17 protein-coding genes and 1 tRNA gene are annotated in these 18,905 nt (G+C 73.0%); all 18 read right to left on the bottom strand.

Features of this window, described 5'->3' with window-relative positions:
• Positions 1-96: 96 nt before the first annotated feature.
• The 18 genes from AOM06_RS01410 to AOM06_RS01325 all read right to left on the bottom strand — a co-directional run bounded on the left by AOM06_RS01410 (position 97) and on the right by AOM06_RS01325 (position 18,825).
• On the bottom strand, positions 97-1,437 hold the full coding sequence (locus AOM06_RS01410; protein ID WP_062301631.1) for an MFS transporter: 1,341 nt from the start codon (positions 1,435-1,437) through the stop codon (positions 97-99).
• Positions 1,438-1,594: 157 nt separating this feature from the next.
• A complete protein-coding gene (locus AOM06_RS01405) occupies positions 1,595-2,890 on the bottom strand; it encodes an MFS transporter (RefSeq protein ID WP_062301627.1) in 1,296 nt (431 codons plus the stop codon).
• A gap of 205 nt (positions 2,891-3,095) precedes the next feature.
• Positions 3,096-4,112, bottom strand: coding sequence for an amidohydrolase family protein (locus AOM06_RS01400; RefSeq protein ID WP_062301624.1), 1,017 nt, complete (start codon positions 4,110-4,112; stop codon positions 3,096-3,098).
• Positions 4,109-5,008 carry an NAD(P)-dependent oxidoreductase gene (locus AOM06_RS01395; protein ID WP_062301620.1) on the bottom strand — a complete coding sequence of 300 codons (900 nt, stop codon included), beginning with the start codon at positions 5,006-5,008 and terminating at the stop codon, positions 4,109-4,111. The genes AOM06_RS01400 and AOM06_RS01395 overlap by 4 nt, the downstream gene beginning before the upstream one ends.
• Positions 5,005-6,024 carry a VOC family protein gene (locus tag AOM06_RS01390; protein WP_082105222.1) on the bottom strand — a complete coding sequence of 340 codons (1,020 nt, stop codon included), beginning with the start codon at positions 6,022-6,024 and terminating at the stop codon, positions 5,005-5,007. The genes AOM06_RS01395 and AOM06_RS01390 overlap by 4 nt, the downstream gene beginning before the upstream one ends.
• A 30-nt stretch (positions 6,025-6,054) precedes the next feature.
• The gene (locus AOM06_RS01385; protein ID WP_062301616.1) at positions 6,055-7,107 is read right to left on the bottom strand and encodes a PrpF domain-containing protein; all 1,053 of its coding nucleotides are present in this window, start codon (positions 7,105-7,107) and stop codon (positions 6,055-6,057) included.
• Positions 7,104-7,799, bottom strand: a complete 696-nt coding sequence (locus tag AOM06_RS01380) for a 4-carboxy-4-hydroxy-2-oxoadipate aldolase/oxaloacetate decarboxylase (RefSeq protein ID WP_062301612.1) — start codon at positions 7,797-7,799, stop codon at positions 7,104-7,106. Before AOM06_RS01380 ends, AOM06_RS01385 begins: the two co-directional genes overlap by 4 nt.
• Before the next feature lies 1 nt (position 7,800).
• Positions 7,801-8,694, bottom strand: coding sequence for an ABC transporter ATP-binding protein (locus tag AOM06_RS01375; RefSeq protein WP_082105221.1), 894 nt, complete (start codon positions 8,692-8,694; stop codon positions 7,801-7,803).
• A 2-nt stretch (positions 8,695-8,696) separates the two neighbouring features.
• A complete protein-coding gene (locus AOM06_RS01370; protein ID WP_062301609.1) occupies positions 8,697-9,476 on the bottom strand; it encodes an ABC transporter permease in 780 nt (259 codons plus the stop codon).
• Positions 9,473-10,312 (bottom strand): ABC transporter permease, encoded by an 840-nt coding sequence (locus AOM06_RS01365; protein WP_082105220.1) that lies wholly within the window; start codon positions 10,310-10,312, stop codon positions 9,473-9,475. Before AOM06_RS01365 ends, AOM06_RS01370 begins: the two co-directional genes overlap by 4 nt.
• A 113-nt stretch (positions 10,313-10,425) precedes the next feature.
• On the bottom strand, positions 10,426-11,448 hold the full coding sequence (locus AOM06_RS01360; RefSeq protein WP_062301605.1) for an ABC transporter substrate-binding protein: 1,023 nt from the start codon (positions 11,446-11,448) through the stop codon (positions 10,426-10,428).
• A 143-nt stretch (positions 11,449-11,591) separates the two neighbouring features.
• A complete protein-coding gene (locus tag AOM06_RS01355; protein ID WP_062301602.1) occupies positions 11,592-12,218 on the bottom strand; it encodes a GntR family transcriptional regulator in 627 nt (208 codons plus the stop codon).
• 132 nt (positions 12,219-12,350) lie between these two features.
• The gene (locus AOM06_RS01350) at positions 12,351-13,667 is read right to left on the bottom strand and encodes an ROK family transcriptional regulator (protein WP_062301599.1); all 1,317 of its coding nucleotides are present in this window, start codon (positions 13,665-13,667) and stop codon (positions 12,351-12,353) included.
• 36 nt (positions 13,668-13,703) lie between these two features.
• Complete coding sequence (locus tag AOM06_RS01345) at positions 13,704-14,855, bottom strand: FAD-dependent oxidoreductase (protein ID WP_062301595.1); 1,152 nt, start codon at positions 14,853-14,855, stop codon at positions 13,704-13,706.
• A 6-nt stretch (positions 14,856-14,861) separates the two neighbouring features.
• Positions 14,862-17,165, bottom strand: coding sequence for a heavy metal translocating P-type ATPase (locus tag AOM06_RS01340; RefSeq protein ID WP_062301591.1), 2,304 nt, complete (start codon positions 17,163-17,165; stop codon positions 14,862-14,864).
• 46 nt (positions 17,166-17,211) lie between these two features.
• A complete protein-coding gene (locus tag AOM06_RS01335) occupies positions 17,212-17,586 on the bottom strand; it encodes a hypothetical protein (RefSeq protein WP_156163532.1) in 375 nt (124 codons plus the stop codon).
• Between the two features lie 45 nt (positions 17,587-17,631).
• Positions 17,632-17,707: transfer RNA gene (locus AOM06_RS01330), tRNA-Arg, on the bottom strand.
• A 131-nt stretch (positions 17,708-17,838) separates the two neighbouring features.
• Entirely contained in the window at positions 17,839-18,825 is a 987-nt protein-coding gene (locus AOM06_RS01325; RefSeq protein ID WP_062301585.1) for an aldo/keto reductase, read from the bottom strand.
• Positions 18,826-18,905 lie beyond the last annotated feature (80 nt).

The raw sequence follows: 18,905 nt of genomic DNA, 5'->3' as shown, positions 1-18,905 counted from the left end.
GCGCCGACTTGTGCAGCCGACACGCACTGTTGGCAGGATTGTGGGACCACGCAGGCACCCGCGTCAAACCGGTGTTGTGAACGTCATCATCGCCCCTTATCGGGGGCGCCTGAGCGCCTCGCGCAGCGGCGGGACCACCACGCCCGCGGCCGCCATGTCGGCGCGGGTGCGACGCCTGTTGCGCAGCACCCCGGCCACCCCGATCGCCCACGGGATGAGCAGCGTGGCGAACGCGATCCGGTACTCGTCGAGCGTGTAGGTCGAGGCGCCCGCGGGCGACACCAGCTGCAGCGTCACGCCCACGAGCGCGATGCCGAGGATGGTCGACGCGAAGCCGCCCACGTTGACGAACCCCGTCGCGGTGCCCATCGCCTCCTCCGGGCCGAAGGTGCGCGCATAGTCGAGCGCGATGAGCGAGACGGGCCCGCCGGCGCCGATGACCGCCATGAGGACGCCCAGCTCCCACACGGGCCGCGGCGTGGACGGCACCAGGATCGCGGCCCATGCGACCGCCGTCGCGACCGCCGAGCCCAGGACCAGCCAGCTGCGCCGCAGCGGGTGCCGCGCGGTGAACGCGCCGGCGAGCGGGCCTGCCGCCATCTTGGTCAGCGTGATGATCATGAGCAGCGCGCTCGCCTCGCCGAGGTCGAGTCCCTGCGTGCTCACGAAGAAGGGCACGCCCCACAGCAGCGCGACCGTGTTGGCCGAGCACAGCGACAGGAAGTGCGTCCAGAAGCCCAGCCGGGTGCCGGCGGGGCGGGTCGCGGTCCGGATCGAAGCGCGCAGGGACGATGCGGGCGCTGGGCGGGGTGGCGCGGGTGGCGCACCCGGAGCCGCCCCTGTGGGCGGCGACGGCACGCGGATGCTGCGTGCCGCGAGCGCGCCGACAGCTACGGTGGCGACCGCGAGCGCGCCGAACGTCCAGGCCCAGCCCAGGTCGCGCAGCAGCCACGCCACCGGCACCGAGGTGGCGAGCTGGCCCGCCTGGCCCACGAGCCCGGTGACCTGCACGAGCACCGGCACCCGACGCGCGGGGAACCACAGCGGGATGAGCCGGCAGGCCGAGATGAAGATGGGCGCGTCGCCGGCGCCGATGAGCACGCGCGCGGCGATCGCGACCGGGAGGCTCGTGGTGACCGCGAGCATCGCGGTGCCGACGGCCATGAGCACCGCGCCGCCCACCATGAGCCGCCTCGCGCCCCAGCGGTCCAGGAGCGCCCCGGCCGGGAGCTGCAGCGCCGCATAGGTGGCGACCTGCGCGATCGCGAGCATCGACAGCCATGCCGCCTCGATGCCGAACCGGTCGAGCGCGGCGACGCCCGCGACGCCGAGCGCGGTGCGGTTGACGATCGCCACGAAGTAGAGCGCCATGCCGGCGATGAGGACCATCCAGGCCGCACGCGACGCGCGGGCGTGAGGCTGCGCGCGCGTGGTCATGGGTCCTCCCAGGGTCGGTTCACGCTAAGCGGTCGACGCTGCGGCCGCTCCGGACCTCCGGCCCAGGCACCCCCTCGCCCCGCCCGGAAAGTGGCAGGCCAGTGTCGGTTCTGGGCGAGAGCCAAGGGCATGGCCGGCGCCCGCCACCGCGCGCGGGTCAGCGCCGACGGCGCCGCATGACCTCGCGCAGCGGGGGCACCACCACACCCTCGCGCGCCATGTCCTCGCGGGTGCGGGCGCGCGACGCGAGCACACCGACGGTGCCGATCACCCAGAGGATCAGGAGCGAGCCGAACGCGACCCGGTACTCGTCGAGCGTGTACACGGTCGCGCCCGCCGGAGAGGTCAGCTGGAGCACCGCGCCCACCATGAGGACCGCGACGATGGTCGCCCCGAAGCCGCCCACGTTGACGAAGCCGCTCGCGGTCCCGAGCCGATGACGCAGCGAGAACGTCCGCGCGAAGTCGAAGCCCACCGCGGACGCGGGCCCGCCGAGCCCCACCGCCACCATGAACACCACCAGCTGCCACATCGGGCGCGGGGTGTCGAAGACGAGGAGCACCGCGAAGGCCGCGAAGGACAGGCCGGCCGATCCGAGCGCGAGCCATGAGCGCCGCAGCGGGTGGCGGCCCGTGAGCCAGCCGATGATCGGGCCGCCCGCCATCGCCGATACGGTGAGGCACGTGAGGAGCGCGCTCGCCTCCCGCGGGGACTTGTCCTGAGCCGTGATGAAGAACGGCACGGCCCACACGAGCGCGAGCGTGTTGACGGGGAACAGGGTGACGAAGTGCACCCAGAAGCCCAGCCGCGCGCCCGCGGTGCCGGTGGTGCCCCGCACCGCGGCCCACATGCTCTCGCGCTCGACCGGCGCATCGTCCACGACGGGCGCGCGGAGCCCGAAGCCCGCCGCGACCGCCACCGCGACCCCGAAGGCTGCGATGACGGAGAACGTGATGGTCCAGCCCGCGGCGTGCAGCAGCGCGGCGACCGGGATGGCGGTCGCGAGCTGGCCGGCCTGGCCCACCAGCCCCGTCACCTGCACCAGCACGGGCGCCTGCCGAGGCGGGAACCACAACGCGATGAGCCGGTTGGCGCCGATGAAGATCGGCGCATCGCCCGCCCCGATGAGCACGCGCGCGAGCACCGCGACGGTCATCGAGTGGGTGACGCCGAGCAGCACCTGGCCGAGAGCCATCACCACGAGCCCCGCCGTCATCACGGTGCGCGCGCCGAAGCGGTCGAGCAGCCGGCCGGCGGGCACCTGGAGGCCTGCGTACGCCGCGACCTGCGTCACCGACACGACCGCGAGGCCCGTCGCCTGGAGGTCGAAGCGCTCGATCGCCTCGACGCCGGCGACGCCGAGCACCGTACGGTTGACGATCGCGACGAAGTAGGCCGCGAGCGCCGCGGCGTAGACGAGCCACGCAGCACGGGGCGGTCGCGCGTCGAGCATGGGACTCCTCGGGGGTGGGAGCCCAGTATCCCGCGCTGTGCCACCCAGACCCGACCCGCCCCGCCCGCCCCGCTCGCGGCTCCGCCACACGCCGCGCGTCCGTGCGGTGCTGATCGGGGCACTTCAGGCGCGACACGCCGACGACACGCCGGGCGCGGTGTGGCGGAGCCGCGGATCGGTGTGGCGGAGCCGCAGCGGGACGGGGTCAGGCCGCCGCGCGCTCCAGCGCCGCCGCGAGCCGCGGGTACACCCGCAGGGCGTTGCCCGACAGGATCGCCTCGCGGTCCTCCGCGGAGAGCGCCGCCGCCTCGACGTACCGCAGCGTGTCGTCGAAGAAGTGCCCCGTCTCCGGGTCGATCCCGCGCACGGCGCCCACCATCTCCGACCCGAACAGGATGTTGCGGTGGTCGATCACCGACAGCAGCAGGTCGATGCCCGGCTGGTGGTACACGCACGTGTCGAAGAACACGTTCTGCATCAGGTGGGAGGACAGCGCCGGCTGCCCCAGCATGTCCGCGAGGCCCCGGTAGCGGCCCCAGTGGTACGGCACCGCTCCCCCGCCGTGCGGGATCACCAGGCGCAGCGTCGGGAAGTCCGCGAACAGGTCGCCCTGGAGCAGCTGCATGAACGCGGTCGTGTCCGCGTTCATGTAGTGCGCGCCCGTCGCGTGGAACGCGGGGTTCGCGGACGCGGACACGTGGATCATCGCGGGGACGTCGTGCTCGACCAGCTTCTCGTAGACCGGGTACCAGTGGCGGTCCGTGAGCGGCGGCGAGGTCCAGTGGCCACCGCTCGGATCGGGGTTGAGGTTGAAGCCGATGAAGCCCTCGGCCACGCGACGGTCGATCTCGCGCAGCGACGCGTCGAGCGGAGCGCCCGGCGACTGCGGCAGCTGCCCCACGCCCACGAAGGTCCCCGGGAACAGGTCCACGACGCGGCCGATGAGGTCGTTGCACGCCGCGGTCCACGCGATCGACGTCGCGAGGTCGCCCTGATGGTGGCCCATGACGGACGCGCGCGGCGAGAAGATCGTGACGTCCGCGCCGCGCTCGCGGATGAGACGCAGCTGGTTGGACTCGATGGTCTCGCGGATCTCGTCGTCCGAGATCTCGGGATAGGCGGGCGCGGCGGTCCCCGCCTCCCACGCCTCGAGCTGCGCCGTGCGCCAGGAGGCGTGCGCCGCGGGGGCCGTGGTGTAGTGCCCGTGGCAGTCGATGATCATCCTTGCTCCTCCTCCGCCGCGGAGCCGAGCCCCGCCGCCTCTCTCACCGCATCGACCAACGCGAGCGTCGTCTCCTGGGGGAGCACGTCCCTGAACTGCGCGGCCCACCGCTGGCGCTCGACGGTGGCGCGCGCCATCCAGGGCTCGACCCCGGCATCGGCCACGGTGGCCGCGGCCTCCTCCATCTCCTCCGCGCGACGGCCGCCGTGCTCGAGCGAGCGCGACATGAAGTAGCCCGCGACCGCCTCCCAGTCCGCCTCGGGAAGGATGTTCGACAGCGAGGCGAGCACCTCGCGCTCGACGCCGTAGGACCGCGCCGCGAGGAGCGACTCGGACATGAGCGCCTCGAGTCCCTTCACCACCACCGAGCGGCACAGCTTGGTCGCGGCGGCCACGCCCACCTCGGGCGAGCCCACGCGGGCGCCGGCCATGCCGTATCGCCCCGCCGCCGCACCGAAGGCCTCCGCGTGAGGTCCGCCGAGCAGGAACGGGGAGGCGAGCCTGCGCGGCTCGATCGGCGACATGAGCGCCGCCTCGACGTAGCGGCCGCCGGCGCCGTCGATCGCGGCCGCCGCCTCGCGCTTGTGGCCCGGCGAGCTCGAGTTGAGATCGAAGAAGTACGCCCCGGTCTCGATGCCCGCGGCGGCGGACGATGCCGCGTCGACGCAGTTCATCGCGGTCACCGCCGACACGACGAGGTCCGCGCCCGCGACGGCGTCCGCCGCCGATCCCGCGGGCTCGAGACCCAGCTCCCGGGCGTTGCGGCGCGCCCTCGACTCCCGGTCGGCGAACGCCGTGTCCCACGCCGCGAGGTCCGTGATCCCCACGGCCCGGAGCTCCTCGACGAACACCCGCCCCACCTCGCCCAGCCCGATGAGGGCCACCCGCGCGCTCATCGTCGTGCGTCCCCGCTGGGACGCGTGCCGAGCATCCCCGTCGGACGGTAGACCTGCGTGTCCTGGCCCTCCAGCGGCGGCGTCCCGTGCGTGTGGAACGTCTCGATGGTGCCCAGCCCCCACGCCTGGCCGCGCAGGCGCTCGGTCTGCGTCCAGGTCACCACCGGCCAGTCCGGGGCGAGCACCAGGCGCGTGAGCGGGTTGCACATCTCGATGCGGTTGCCGCCGGGCTCGAACACGTAGAGGAAGAACGTCTGCTGGATCGCATGCTTGTGAGGGCCCGTCTCGATGTGCACGCCCAGGTCGAGGCACAGGTCCGCGGCGCGCAGGATCTCCTCGCGCGTGTCGGTCGCGAACGCGAGGTGGTGGAGGCGGCCGCTGCCGCCCGTCCAGTCCTCGGTGTAGACCACGTCGTAGGACTTCTGGCCGAAGGTCAGCCACGTGGCCGCGATGCGCCCGTCCTCCATCCGGATCTGCTCCGTGGGACGGGCACCGAGCACGCCACTGTGGAAGTCCGCGTTCTCCGACGGGTCGGCCGCGAGGAAGTTGATGTGGTCGAGGCGGCGCACGCCGATGCCGCGGTTGGGCTTCGCCTGCGCCTGGTTCTTGAGACCGGCGGCCAGATGCTCCGGCGCCTCGTACCAGACGGTGTCGTAGTACAGCGCGAGCTCGTGGCCGTCGGGGTCCGTGGTGACGAACGTGCGCCCGCGGCCCGCGATCCCGTCCTCCCACCGCCCGCCGCGACCCGCGTCCTGGATCGCGACCACGCGCTCCTCGAGGGCACGCTCGCTCGACGCGCGCAGCGCGGTCCGCCCCACTCCGGCCCTCGGCGCCTGCGTCGCGATGATCGAGCACTCCTCGTAGTCGTCGTACGCGCGCAGGAAGGACATGCCGTCCACGCGACGGGTCTCCGTCATCCCCAGGATGTTCTCGAAGAACCACACGGTCGCGTCGAGGTCGGGGGTGTCGAGCTGCGCGTAGCCGAGGTGGGCGATGTGCCCCTGCGGCATCGTCATGCGGGGACTCCTTCCGAAGGTCGGTGGCGTTCAGGGACGGGGATGGACCTTGCCGTCCATGATCATCCGCGCGGTGCGGACCACACGGGACTCCCCCACCCGCGAAGGGTCGCCCGGCACCGGGTCGACGTACAGGTCGAGGAAGCCGGTGGGGTGCTCGATCCTCAGCGGCGCATCGTCCGCCGGCAGCCGGGCCAGGCCGTCCGCCACGGTGCCGGCGAGGCGGGCGCCGGCCGCGACCGAGGCCGCGCCGAGCACGCCGATCGCCTCGTGCACGCGGTACGGGATGAAGCTCCGCGTGCGCAGCGTCCCGCCCTCCGCGGGCGGGGACAGCAGCACGATCTTGGGCGTGGTGGTCGTCTCCGGGGTGCCCGCGATGCCCATGAGGGGGAACGCGGCCGCACGGATCTCGGCGATCCGGCGCACCACCTCGGGATCGCCCTCGAGGTTCGCGGGGATCTCGCCGCCGGTGAGGCCCAGGTCCTCGGCCCGCACGAGCACGGACGCCATGCCGTTGTCGATGAGCGTGGCCTCGACGCCCGCGACCTTGTCGATCACGTTGCCGGTGGGCAGCAGCGCGCCCGCGGCGGGATCGAGCGCGACCTCGATGGGCGCGGCGGTCCCTGGCACGCCGGAGATCCCGGCATCGCCCTGGTACGTCACCTCGCCGCCGGGGGTGCGGACGGTGAGGGCCGCGATCGTCCCGGTGTTGACCATGCGGACGCGCACCACGGTGCGCCCCTCGAGCGCCGGCACCAGCCCGCGCTCGATCGCGAACGGCGCGACGGCCGCGAGGATGTTGCCGCACGTCTGCGAGGTCGACACGACCGGCTGGTCCACAGCCACCTGCAGGAACAGGTAGTCGATGTCCGCCTGCGGGTCCTCGGAGAGGCTCACGACGCCGACCTTGCTGGTGAGCGGGTGCGCGCCGCCGAGCCCATCGATCTGCCGCAGGTCCGGGCTGCCCATGATGCGCAGCAGCAGATCGTCCCGGGCGGCCTCGTCGGCGGGGAGGTCCGAGGCGAGGAAGACCCCGCCCTTCGACGTCCCTCCCCTCATGAGCGCGCACGGGATGCCGGTCATGACGCGTCGGCCTCCGGGTGCCGCCGGTAGGTCACGCCCAGGTCCGCGAGCACGGGACGCATCCCGTAGCGGTCGAGGCCCAGCTCGCCGCCCAGAAACGCCTGGCGCGTCGCCTCCTCCTTGTCGAGCCGCGCGCGCGACTTGACCAGCGCATCGTCCGCCCCGGCCCGCGGGACCACGACCACGCCGTCGTCGTCGGCGACGATGATGTCGCCGGCGTCGATCACCTGGCCGCCCACGACGATCGGCACGTTGATCGCGCCGGGCGTGCTCTTGACGGTGCCCATGACGTTGACGTGCCGCGACCACACGGGGAAGCCCATGTCACGCATCTCCTGCGTGTCGCGCGCACCCGCGTCGATGAGCGCACCCACCACCCCGCGCCTCTGAAGGCCGGTCGCGAACAGCTCGCCGAACATCCCGTGCGAGGACGGCTCGCGCGTGGTGACCACCAGGATGTCGCCCGGACCGCACTGCTCGATGGCCGCGTGGATCATGAGGTTGTCGCCGGGCCAGCTCATGACCGTCACCGCGGTGCCGGCCACGCGCACGCCCTGCTGGATGGGGCGCAGCGCGGAGATCGAGCCGGTGCGCCCCATCGCCTCGTGGACGGTCGCGACGCCGATGCTCGCGAACGCCTCGACCGTCTCGCGCGCGGGGCGCGGGGGGTCGGTGAGGATCACGGTCTCCACGTCACGCCTCCGTCGCGCCGTGCGAGCCCGGCATCGGGGCGTCGGGACGGTCGCCGCGCTTCGCGCGCTGGATGAGCGAGTACACGTGGCCGCGCAGCTCGCCGAACCGCGGGTGCGACCGCGTGGTGAGCTGGTCGCGCTCGACGGGCAGATCGACGTTGACGTCCTCCATGAGCACGGTGGGGCGGTTGGACAGGACGATGACGCGCTCGCCCAGGTAGACCGCCTCGTCGATGTCGTGGGTCACGAAGAGCACCGTGACGCCCAGGTGCTTCCACAGCGAGCGCACCAGGTCCTCGAGCTCGGCGCGGGTCTGCGCGTCGACGGCCGCGAAGGGCTCGTCCATGAGCAGCACGGTCGGCTCGAACGCGATGGCGCGGGCGATCGCGACGCGCTGCTGCATGCCTCCCGAGAGCTGCCACGGGTGCTGCTCGGAGGCCTCGGTGAGGCCCACCTCCTCGAGAGCGCGGTTGACCTTCTCACGGCGCGCGGCCTTGTCGAGGCCCTTCTCCTTGAGGGGCAGCTCGACGTTCTGACGCACCGTCATCCACGGGAAGAGGCTGCGCCCGTACTCCTGGAACACGACGGCCATGCCCTGCGGCGGCCCCGTCACCACGGTGCCGTCGAGGACCACCTCGCCGGCGGTGAGGTCGAGCAGGCCCGCGATCGAGCGCAGCAGCGTGGTCTTGCCGGCGCCCGAGGGGCCGACGACGCACACGAGCTCGCCCTTGCGGATCGAGAAGTCGAGGTGACGGATCGCCTCCACCTGAGGACGCCCAGGGGTGTCGTAGGTCTTCTGCACGGCGCGCAGGTCGAGCGCGACCGCCTGGTCCCGCGGCGCGGCCGCCGGGGCGTCGGCCTTGAGACGTGACGTCAGATGGGTGGTGATGGACATGCTTACTCTCCTCGCTCGATCTGACGCTGGCCCAGGTACCAGGCGAGCATCCGGTTCTCGACCACCTTGAACACGGCGGCGAGCAGGACACCGATGAGGCCGAGCAGGATCACGCCCGTCCACATCTGGGGGATGGCGAAGCTCCTCTGGAACTGGACGATCGCGGCACCGAGGCCGCGGTTGGCCCCGAACAGCTCCGAGATGACCATGAGGATCACGCCGATGGACAGGGCCTGACGGGCACCCGTGAAGATGCGCGGGCTCGCCCCGGGAAGGACCACGAACACGAGGCGGCGCCACCTGCTCAGGTGATAGCTGCGTGCCGTGTCGCCCAGCACCGGCTCGAGCCCGCGGACGCCCTCGACCGTGTTGAGGAGGATGGGCCAGAGGCAACCGAGCGCGATGGTGATGATCTTGCCGAGCCAGCCGGTGTAGCCGGCGAACAGCGCGATGATCGGGACCAGCACCGGGGGCGGCACGGCGCGGAAGAACTCGAGGACCGGCTCCGACAGGGCACGCAGGGTCGGCGACAGGCCGATCGCGGTGCCGAGGACGATGCCGACCACCACGGCGATGCCGAAGCCGATGCCCAGACGGGCGAGCGACGGGAACACGTCGGCGACGATGCGGTCCCAGGTCCACGTGGTGGGGAACGTCTCGATGATCGTGGACAGCGGCGGCCAGAAGGGGTCCGTGGAGTTCGCCGAGCCGAACCACCACGCGGTCAGCAGGATCGCCGGGAGCCCGACGGCGTAGCCCGCCGCCTTGAGGAACCTGGTCATGAGTTCTCGCTCCTCACCGAGGGGTGCCACCAGAGGGCCTTGCGCTCGACGAACCGTGCGAGCAGGTTGACGGCCACGCCGATGAGACCGATGGCGATCACGAGCGCGTAGGTCTCGGGGACCGCGTTGGAGCTCTGCGCGATGCCGAGCTCGCGGCCCAGGCCATCCACGCCGATCACCAGCTCCGCGGTGATCTCGAGGATGAGCGCCACCGCGGCCCCGAGCCTGAAGGCCGTCATGATGTAGGGCAGCGCCGTGGGGTAGATGACGGATCGCGCGACGCGGAGGGGCCCGAACTGGTACGAGCGCGCCGTGTCGCGGGCCACCGGGTCGACGTCGGCGACGCCGTAGAGGACCTGGACCAGCACCTGCCAGAAGGCGGCGTAGACGACCAGCACGAACGCCGACTGCGGCTGCGCGCCGAACAGCAGGATCACCAGCGGGATCAGCGCGACCGAGGGGATCGGGCGCAGGAACTCGATCGTCGAGCTGGTGAACTTGCGCAGGAACGGGACGGAGCCGATCACGAAGCCGACCACGATGCCGAGCGTCATGGCCGCCGCCAGGCCGATCGCCCAGCCGCGCACGGTGAGCCACAACGCCTCCCAGAACCAGCCCTCGCGGAGCATCTCGAAGAGCGCCGCGTACATCGCGGTGACGGGCGGGAGGAAGTCGGGGTTGACGATGCCGGTGCGCGACAGGGTCTCGGCACCCGCGAGGACGATGACGACGCCGACGACGCCTAGCCAGAGATCACGGCTGCGGCGCGGCCGGCGAGGGCGAGCGCCGGCCCGCGGTCGGGCGGGCGGTGCCAGCGTGGATGGGCTCGAGGACACACGGGCCTCCGATCCGACGGCGGACCGTCGGTTGGGGATGAGAGGGGGGGGAAGGCGGACGATGCCGGGGATGACCCGGGGCCGCGGCGTGGGATGCCGCGGCCCCGGTCCCGCTACTTGAGGTTGGACAGGTCCGGGATCTCGGTGAGCGTCCCGTCCGTCACGGCGAGCTCGGCCTGGAGGTCGACCGACGCGGCGTCGATCTCGCTCGGCCAGCCCGGGAGCCGCACGGCGTTGGCCGTCTCCTCATCCATCTGGGTGTACTCGAGCACGATCGCGCGAACCTCGTCGGGGTGCGCGGTGGCGTACTCGAACGACTTTGCGAGCGCGGCCTCGAAGGCTGCGACGACCTCGGGGTTCTCGGCCGCGTAGTCGGACGAGGTGAAGTACTCGGCGATCATGAACGTCGGGCTCATCGCCAGGAAGTTCGATCCGATGCTCACCAGGTCCTGGTTCACGCCGGCCGTGCGGAAGGGCTCGACCACCTGGCCCGCGTCGATGTCTCCCGACACGATCGCGGGGACGATGTCCGGGAACGGCAGCTCGACGTAGGTGATCGTGGTGGGGTCGCCGCCGTCGTCGCGCACCATCTGGTTGATGGTGGCGGTGTTGACGTTGGCGAGCGCATTGACGCCGACCTTCTTGCCCTCGAGGTCCTTGGCGGAGGAGATGCCGGAGTCGGCGGTGGTGAGCACCGCGGCCATGTCCTCCTCGGTGCCGTTGGTCGAGGCGCCGGGGCCGACGGCCTCGAGCCCCACGCCGTTGGCGGTGGCAAGGATCAGCGAGGTGACGTTGCTGAACCCGAACTCGTAGTCCCCCTGGCTGACCGAGGGGATGATGAAGGCGCCGCCCTGGGCGAGCTCGAGCGAGAGGTTGAGGCCCTCCTCCTCGAAGAAGCCCTTCTCGACACCGAGGTAGATGGGCCCCACGTCGAGGATCGGGATGAGACCGACCGTGACGTCGGTGATCTCCATGGGCTCCTCCATGGCGGTGTCGCCCGTGGTGGGCTCGGTGGCCGGGGACGTGGTCGTCTCGGCCGGGCTGTCCGAGCTGCACGCGGCGAGCGCGAGGACGCCGAGGGCGGCCACCGCGCCGAACGCGGCGCGCACGCGGAGCGTCGGGGACTTGATCTGCATGGGCTCCTCCTTGAGACCAGCACCCTCACCTTTGAGGGCGCCGCATGCGTCACGTTAGCAAGATTGTTGACAATTCTGTAGACGAAATTGGCAACGTTTGTGTCACGAGCCTTCGAATGGTGATCTACCAGCGAAGTTGACGTTCAGACGATCGCCCGGAGCGCCTCGATCACGGAGACGATGTGCGCGCGCATGGCCGCCTCGGCCGCATCGGCGTCGCGTGCGATCACGGCGTCGATGATCGCCTGATGCTGGTGCACGGACACCTTGGAGCGCCCCGGCACGCGCGACAGCGCGAACTGGTGACGCACCATCTGGCCGTGCAGGTGCGCGATGATGCCGTTCGCCTTGTCGTGGCGCGCGATGTCCCGCAGCAGCGCATGCAGGCGCGCGTTGAGGTCGCTGTACTCGCCGACCTCCCCCGCCGCGACGGCGGCGTGCATCGCGCGCCCGATCTCCGCGAGCGCCTCCGCCTCGGCGTCGTCGACGCGCTCGGCGGCGCGACGCGCGATGAGCCCCTCGACCACCTCGCGCACCTGGGTGATCTCGACGGCCTCGTCGATGCCGATCTCGCGGATGCGCGCGCCGCGGTTGCGCTGACGCTCGACCAGCCCGTCGGCCTCGAGCGCCTGGAGCGCCGCCCGGACCGCGAAGCGGCTCGCGTCGAACTGCTCGCACAGCTCGATCTCCACGAGGCGCTGACGCGGCGCGAACTCGCCCCGCAGGATCGCGGCCTTGAGCTCCTCGGTCACCCGGGCGTCCGCCACCATGGTTCTCCTCCCCTGACGCCGAAGCGCCGCAACCGGCGGGACGGCCACGCTGCCGCGCCCGCGAGTCATCGACAATATTGTTGACAATACAGGTACCCGGGGCGAGCCGGCGGCAACCGCGCGGAGAAGGGCTCAGCCCACGGCAGCATCGTCGGCGCGCAGGAGCGGGACGATCGTGGGGTCGTCGAAGACCGGCTGGAGCCCATGCCGCGCCGCGCCGACCATCCCCGCGCGGCTCCCGAGCCGGCCCGACTCGATGGTCAGGGGCGCGAGCTTCTCGCTGCGCGGCGCGAGCTGCATCTGGATGCCGGGCTCGAGCCAGCGCCGCAGGCTGGCAAGGTAGCCCCCCAGGACCACGGCGGACGGGTTGACCACGTCGTACGCGCTGCGCAGCGCGGCACCGAGGATGTCGCCCGCTCGCAGCGCGACGTCGAGCGCGCGCTTCTCGCCACGGTCGAGCCGCGCGCGGAGCTCGTCGAGCGCCGCGGCGCGTCCCGCCATGTGGGCCAGGTCCATGAGCCGCGCCGAGGCGAGCAGCGCATCGGGACCCACATACGTCGAGACGCAGCCGATCGACCCGCACTCGCAGGACCGTCCCCTCCAGTCCACGGTGATGTGCCCGATCGCACCGGCGTACCCCCGCCCGCCGGCGAGGATGCGCCCGTCGGCGACGAGCCCGCCGACGAGGCTGGGGCCCGAGCCCGTGCCGATGTACAGGGTCACCCCGGGTCGCGGCCGCGGCAGCGCCCAGTGCTCGGCGAGCGCCGCGGCGCACGAGTCGCTCACCACGTCGAGCCGCAGGGACTCCGGCGCACCCGCGGCACGGATGAGGCCCACGAGGTCGAGGTGACCCCAGCCGAACTCGAGCGTGTCGGCGATCCGGTTGTCGGAGCCCACGGGGCCCGGCACCGTGACGGTGCAGGCCAGCAGGATGCCGCCGTGCGCATCGGCGAGGGTTGCGGCGCGCGCGATGAGCGCCGCGATCGCCTCCGCGACGTCGCCGGGCTGACCCCAGCCGTGCGTCACCGTCCGCGACGCGGAGTCCAGCAGCAGGCCCGCGCTCGAGTGGAGCTCCGCGGTGAGCCGCGCACGCTCGATGCGGACCGCGAGGCCCAGCACCCGGTCGGGCACCTGCTCGACCGTGACGCGCGGCCGGCCGCGCCCCCTGGCCTCCCCGAAGCCGCCGCGCTGGTCCCTCACGAGTCCGCGCGCCGCCAGGTCCGCGACCAGGTTGGTGACGGAGGCCGGCACCAGGCCGGTCGCATGCTCGATGTCCTTGCGGGTCAGCGTGCCGTGATCCCGCAGCATGCGCAGCACGATGCCGAGGTTGTGCGAGCGCAGCGTCGACAGGTCCGCGGCTGCCTCCCCCGGGAGGTGTCCGGGCGCCACCGCCGGGCGTGCGCCACCGCGCGCGGGAGCGCCGCGGCGCGCATCAGGCACGTCACCCATGGGGAGCAGGGTAGCGGCGCGCCGCCGCGACACGCCTCATCGTCGCCGCGCGCCCGCGCCCCTCAGGCGCGTGACGAGCGTCGCGCGCGCGAACTCGGGGAGCGACGCGAAGAGCCGTGCCTGCGCGAGCGGCGAGGCGTCCTCGTCGAGGAACGCGAGGATGCGCTCCGGCGGGTTGCGCCGCAGCAGGGCGCCCAGGACCTCGCGCGCGCCGTCGGGATCGTCGCGGATCAGGCGCATGAGCGATGCGTCGAGGGCGCGAGCCCATCGCCGGGCCGGCGCCGCCCCCGCCGGGTCCTCTCCTCCCGCGAGGGCACGCGCGAGCGCGGCGCTGTGGCGCTGGATTCGCGCGAACCCGTACCCGGTGCTCTCCCGCACCAGGCCCGCACGCGCGCCGATGGGGACCACGGCGCCCTCCGCCCGCGTGGGCGCGCGGGCCAGGAGCGGGATGCGCCCGTGCTCCCGCCCCGTCTCGACCGCGGCAGCGGCCCCGATCTCCCCGATGTACTGCGCGAGATGCGGTGCGTGGTCGGGCGAGGCCCCCGGGGCGGAGAACACGGTGCGCTCGACCAGGGCCTCCCGTGCGGAGACCGGCAGCACGTACATGAACGCGACGCCATCGTCCTGCCCGGTGCGGAAGTCCATGAGCGTGACGGCGCCGTGGTCGAACACCGGCTCCCGCGCCCGCAGCCGCAGGCCCAGGAAGTCGAGCGACGAGGTGTCCGGGCGGTCCTCGCCGGGCCCCACGGAGTCGAGCACCCACCGCGCCCTCACCTCGACCGGCCCCGCGTCGGTCTCGACCGTGACGCTCGCGCCCGCATCGTCCGGCACGACCGTCGTCGCCCGACCCCAGAGGCGCCGCCATGCGGCACGCGACGCGAGCGCGGCCTCGGCGGCGGCGTCGAGCGCGGCACCGGGCAGCACGCGGTACGCGTAGGGCGAGAGATCCATGCGGCGGCGCCACCCCGGCCCGGCCACCGTGGCGCAGCTCAGCGCGGTAGCGGCCCGCGGGTCGAGCAGCGCGTCGCCGCGCGACCACCACGCCCATGCGCGCCCGGCGGCGGGGTGCGCGCCGTCGTCGACGAGCACCAGCGAGCCGTGCCAGCCGGTTCGTGCCAGGTGGCACACGAGCGACAGGCCGGCGGCACCGCCGCCCAGCACGGCGATGTCCACACGCGCGACGTCCACTCCCCGTCACGCCCCGGACGCTGGGATGAGCCCGAACGCGTCCGCGTCCTCCTGCGCGTTGTGCAGGCGCAGCACCGCGTAGAGACCGTAGAGCAGCCGCCGCGCCTCGACGACGGACTCGGCGTCGGGCGGCTCGGGGGCGCCGTCGAGCAGGCGTCGCAGCAGCGCCACCTGATGCTCGATCTCGGCGTGCGTCCGGCTCAGCGCGGCGACGGCCTCATGCGTGCCGAGCGCACGCGCGACGATGGGCACCAGGCGCTCCTCGTCGGCGCGCTCGTGGGGGATCAGCTCGGTCTCGAGCGCATGCACCAGCTCGCGCGCGGCCGTGAGGTCGGGATGCCCTGTCGACAGCCCGTCGGCCACCGTGGCGACGCTCTCGACCAACGGGCCGAGCCCGTCGTGCTCGATCCTCAGGGCGTCGAGGACCGCACGGTCGTCGGGGCTCAGCGAGGGCCCGGACTCACGCCCGGGCAGCACCGCGCGCAGGGCGATCGCGATCGCGAGGAGGTCGATCACCTCCTGGAGGGCGGCACCCACCGTCGGGCTCAGGAAGCCGAGCGCCGCCGCGATCATCGCGACGAGCGACAGCCCCATGCCGACCCCGACCGCCTGGAGCGCGATGCGTCGCGAGCGGCGCGCGACGCTCATCGCGTGCGCGAGCGCGTCGACCCGGTCCACGGTGAGGACCACGTCGGCAGCCTCGGACGATGCGGTGGCTCCCCGTGCGGCGAGCGCGACGCCCACGTCCGCGGCCGCGAGCGCGGGCGCGTCGTTGATGCCGTCGCCCACCATGACGGTCGCACCGGCGGCGCGCTCACGTGCCAGCGCCGCGAGCTTGTCCTCGGGAGTGCAGTCCGCGAGCACCTCGTCGACCCCGACGATGCGTCCGACGGCGTGCGCGACGTCCGCGCGATCGCCCGTCGCGAGGACCACGCGGGTGATCCCCGCCGACCGCAACGCCCGCATCATGCGCGGCGCGTCCGGGCGGACGGGGTCCTGGAGCGTGAGCACCGCGGCCGGAGCGCCGTCGACCTCGACGAGCACGGTCATCGAGCCGTCGAGCTCGGCACGGCGGCGTGCGCGCGCGACCCACCCGGGCGGCGGCCCGTCGATGATCCAGCTCGCGCGCCCGAGCCTCACCCGACGGCCGTCGACGGTCCCCTCGACCCCCTGGCCGTGGACCTCGCGGCTCTCCTCGGGCACCGTGAGGGGGAGCCCACGTGCGAGCGCCGCCTCGACGATCGGCCCCGCGAGCACGTGGGCGGAGAGCTGGTCGAGGCTCGCGGCGAGGCGCAGGGCCTCATCCGACGCGTGCTCCCCTGCGGCGGTGTCCGACACGACGTCCGCGAGGGCGGGGCGGCCGCGCGTGAGCGTGCCGGTCTTGTCCACGACCATGACGCGGGCGCGCGCGAGGCGCTCGAGCGCGCCTCCTCCCTTGATCACCACGCCCAGGCGCGCGGCGCGCGACAATCCGGAGACGAGCGCGATGGGCGCCGCGAGCAGCAGCGGGCACGGCGTGGCGACCACGAGCACCGCGACGGCCCGCACGGGGTCGCCGGCGGCCCACCAGGCGGCGCCCGCGAGCGCAAGCGTAACGGGCACGAACACCAGGGCCCACCGGTCGGCGGCGCGCACGAAGGGCGCGGACGTCGCCTGCGCCTCCTCGACCAGGCGCACGAGCGCGGCGTAGGTCGAGGACTCGGCGGTCGTGGTGGTGACCATCTCGACGGGGGTGCCGGCGTTGACCACACCCGAGCGGACGTCCTCGCCCGCGGCGCGCTCGACGGGAGCGGGCTCTCCGGTCAACGCGCTCTCGTCGAACGTCGCGCTCGTCGCGATGCGACCGTCGACCGGCACCACCTCGCCCGGCCGCACCAGGATGCGGGAGCCCACCGTGACCTCGGCCACCGGCACCTCGACCAGGCCTGAGTCGACGAGCAGGCGCGCCGTGCGCGGGGCACGCGCGGTGAGCAGGCTCAGCTCGCGGCGGGCGCGCGCATCGGCACGCGCCTCGAGCACCTGCCCGGTCGCGAGCATGAGGGTGATGATCGCTCCCGCGAGCGGCTCGTCCACCCAGAGCGCGCCCGCGAGCGCCAGGACGGCGATGACGTCAACCGTGGGACGCTTGTGCCGCGCCGCCTCGAGCGTCGCGGCGAGCGCGAAGATGAGGCCGAGGATGGTGCCGGCGACCCACAGCACCGTGGCGGCGTCGGGGGCGGAGGACCACCAGGCGACGGCGCCCCCGGCCAGCAGGAGGCCCGAGACGACCAGCACGATCATCTCGAGGTGACGCCGGACCATCCCGACCATGACAACCACGTTATGGCGCGGATCGGCGCGCGCGCCGGGGCGAAGGTCACGGACGAGGCGTGTGCTGCACCTGCCAGGTCAACGACCCATCCTGGCCGAGCACGATGACGTCCCCGTCGCAGACCGCGTCCTCACCGAAGTCGTTGACCGCGAACACCTCGCCCTCGGGGTCACGCACCTCGAAGCGCCCGTCCTCCGCCACGTAGCACTGCAGCTCGCGATCCATGAACTGCGTGTCGAGGTAGGCCTTCTCGCCGATCGCCAGCGACACCCGGTCTCTGCCCTGCGCGTCGACGACGACCAGCCTGAGGTCCTCCCTGCCGGATTCGTTCACCAGCTGCGCCTCGCCCCCCTCGGGCCGGCACCCGCTCGCGAGCACGAGCACGAGCGCCGCGGTCACCACGCGTGTGCGCCGATCCATGCGGCGACGGTAGCGCGGGCGCGTCCGGCGGACAACGGCCTGGTGTGGTGCGCCTGGCGCGATTCGAACGCGCGACACCCGCTTTAGGAGAGCGGTGCTCTATCCCCTGAGCTACAGGCGCCTGCAACGGGGTGCGCACACCAGGGTACCGGCTGCATGCCGCGCCCCCTCCCACCCTCACCGGTCGGGACGCTCACCTGGCGTGCTCGGACCTCGCCGTGTCATGCGGGACCGTCACCTGCGCGCCGCGGCTCAGAACACGCCGTGCACGTGCTCCCGGCAGTACGTCTCGTAGATCTGCTCGAGCCGGTCCATGGTCTCCGCAGGAAGCTCCGGGAACTCGGCGGCCGCGGCGTTGGACTGGGCCTGCGACACCTTCGAAGCGCCGGGGATCATCGTCGCGACGCCGATCTGCTTGAGCCAGCCGAGCGCCATCTGCGCCGTGGTCCAGCCCTCCGGGGTGAGCGCCGCGACCTCGCGGGCCGCCTGGACCCCGACCTCGAACGGGATGCCCGAGAACGTCTCGCCGATGTTCATCTTCGAGCCGTCGCGGTTCCACGTGCGGTGGTCCTCGGGGGCGAAGGTGGTGTGCTCGTCGTACTTGCCGGAGAGGAGCCCCGAGGCGAGCGGCAGGCGCGCGATGATGCCGACGCCCCTCTCCGCCGCGAGCGGCAGCACGCGCTCGAGCGGCTTGCGGCGGAAGATGTTGACGATGATCTGGATGGTCGCGAGGTCCGGCTGCTCGAGCGCCGCGAGGGCCTCGTCCACCAGCTCGACGCTCACGCCCCAGCGCGCGATGCGTCCCTCGTCGACCAGCGTGCGGAGATCGTCGTAGACCCGGCCGTCGGAGAACACGGGCGTGGGCGGGCAGTGCAGCTGCACCAGGTCGAGCGTCTCGACGCCCAGGTTCTCCCGCGAGCGGTCCGTCCAGCGCCGGAAGGCGTCGAGCGTGTACGCCTCGGGGACATGCGGGTCGGCGCGGCGGCCCATCTTGGTGAAGACCACGAAGTCGTCGCGGTCCTCGCGCCCGGCGAGGAAGCGGCCGATCGCCTTCTCGGAGCGGCCGTCGCCGTAGACGTCCGCCGTGTCGAAGAGCCGCGTGCCCGCATCGGCAGCGGCGTTCAGGACCTCCTGCGCGGCGTCGTCGCCCACGGTGGCCCAGTCACCACCCAGCTGCCAGGTCCCCAAACCCACCAGCGAGATCTCACGTCCCAGGTTCGGCACCATCGTCGTCCTCATGGCTCCCACCGTAGCCCGGTTGGCGCCGGTGAGAGGACTCGCTGGAACGCCTCGCGAGGCGCGCAGCGCCCGATCACGCC

Origin of the sequence: Demequina subtropica (assembly GCF_000971235.1) — a bacterium.
GTDB classification, from domain to species: domain Bacteria; phylum Actinomycetota; class Actinomycetes; order Actinomycetales; family Demequinaceae; genus Demequina; species Demequina subtropica.
Note: the sequence above shows the minus strand (reverse complement) of the source record. Positions and strands in the feature narration are given on the sequence as shown.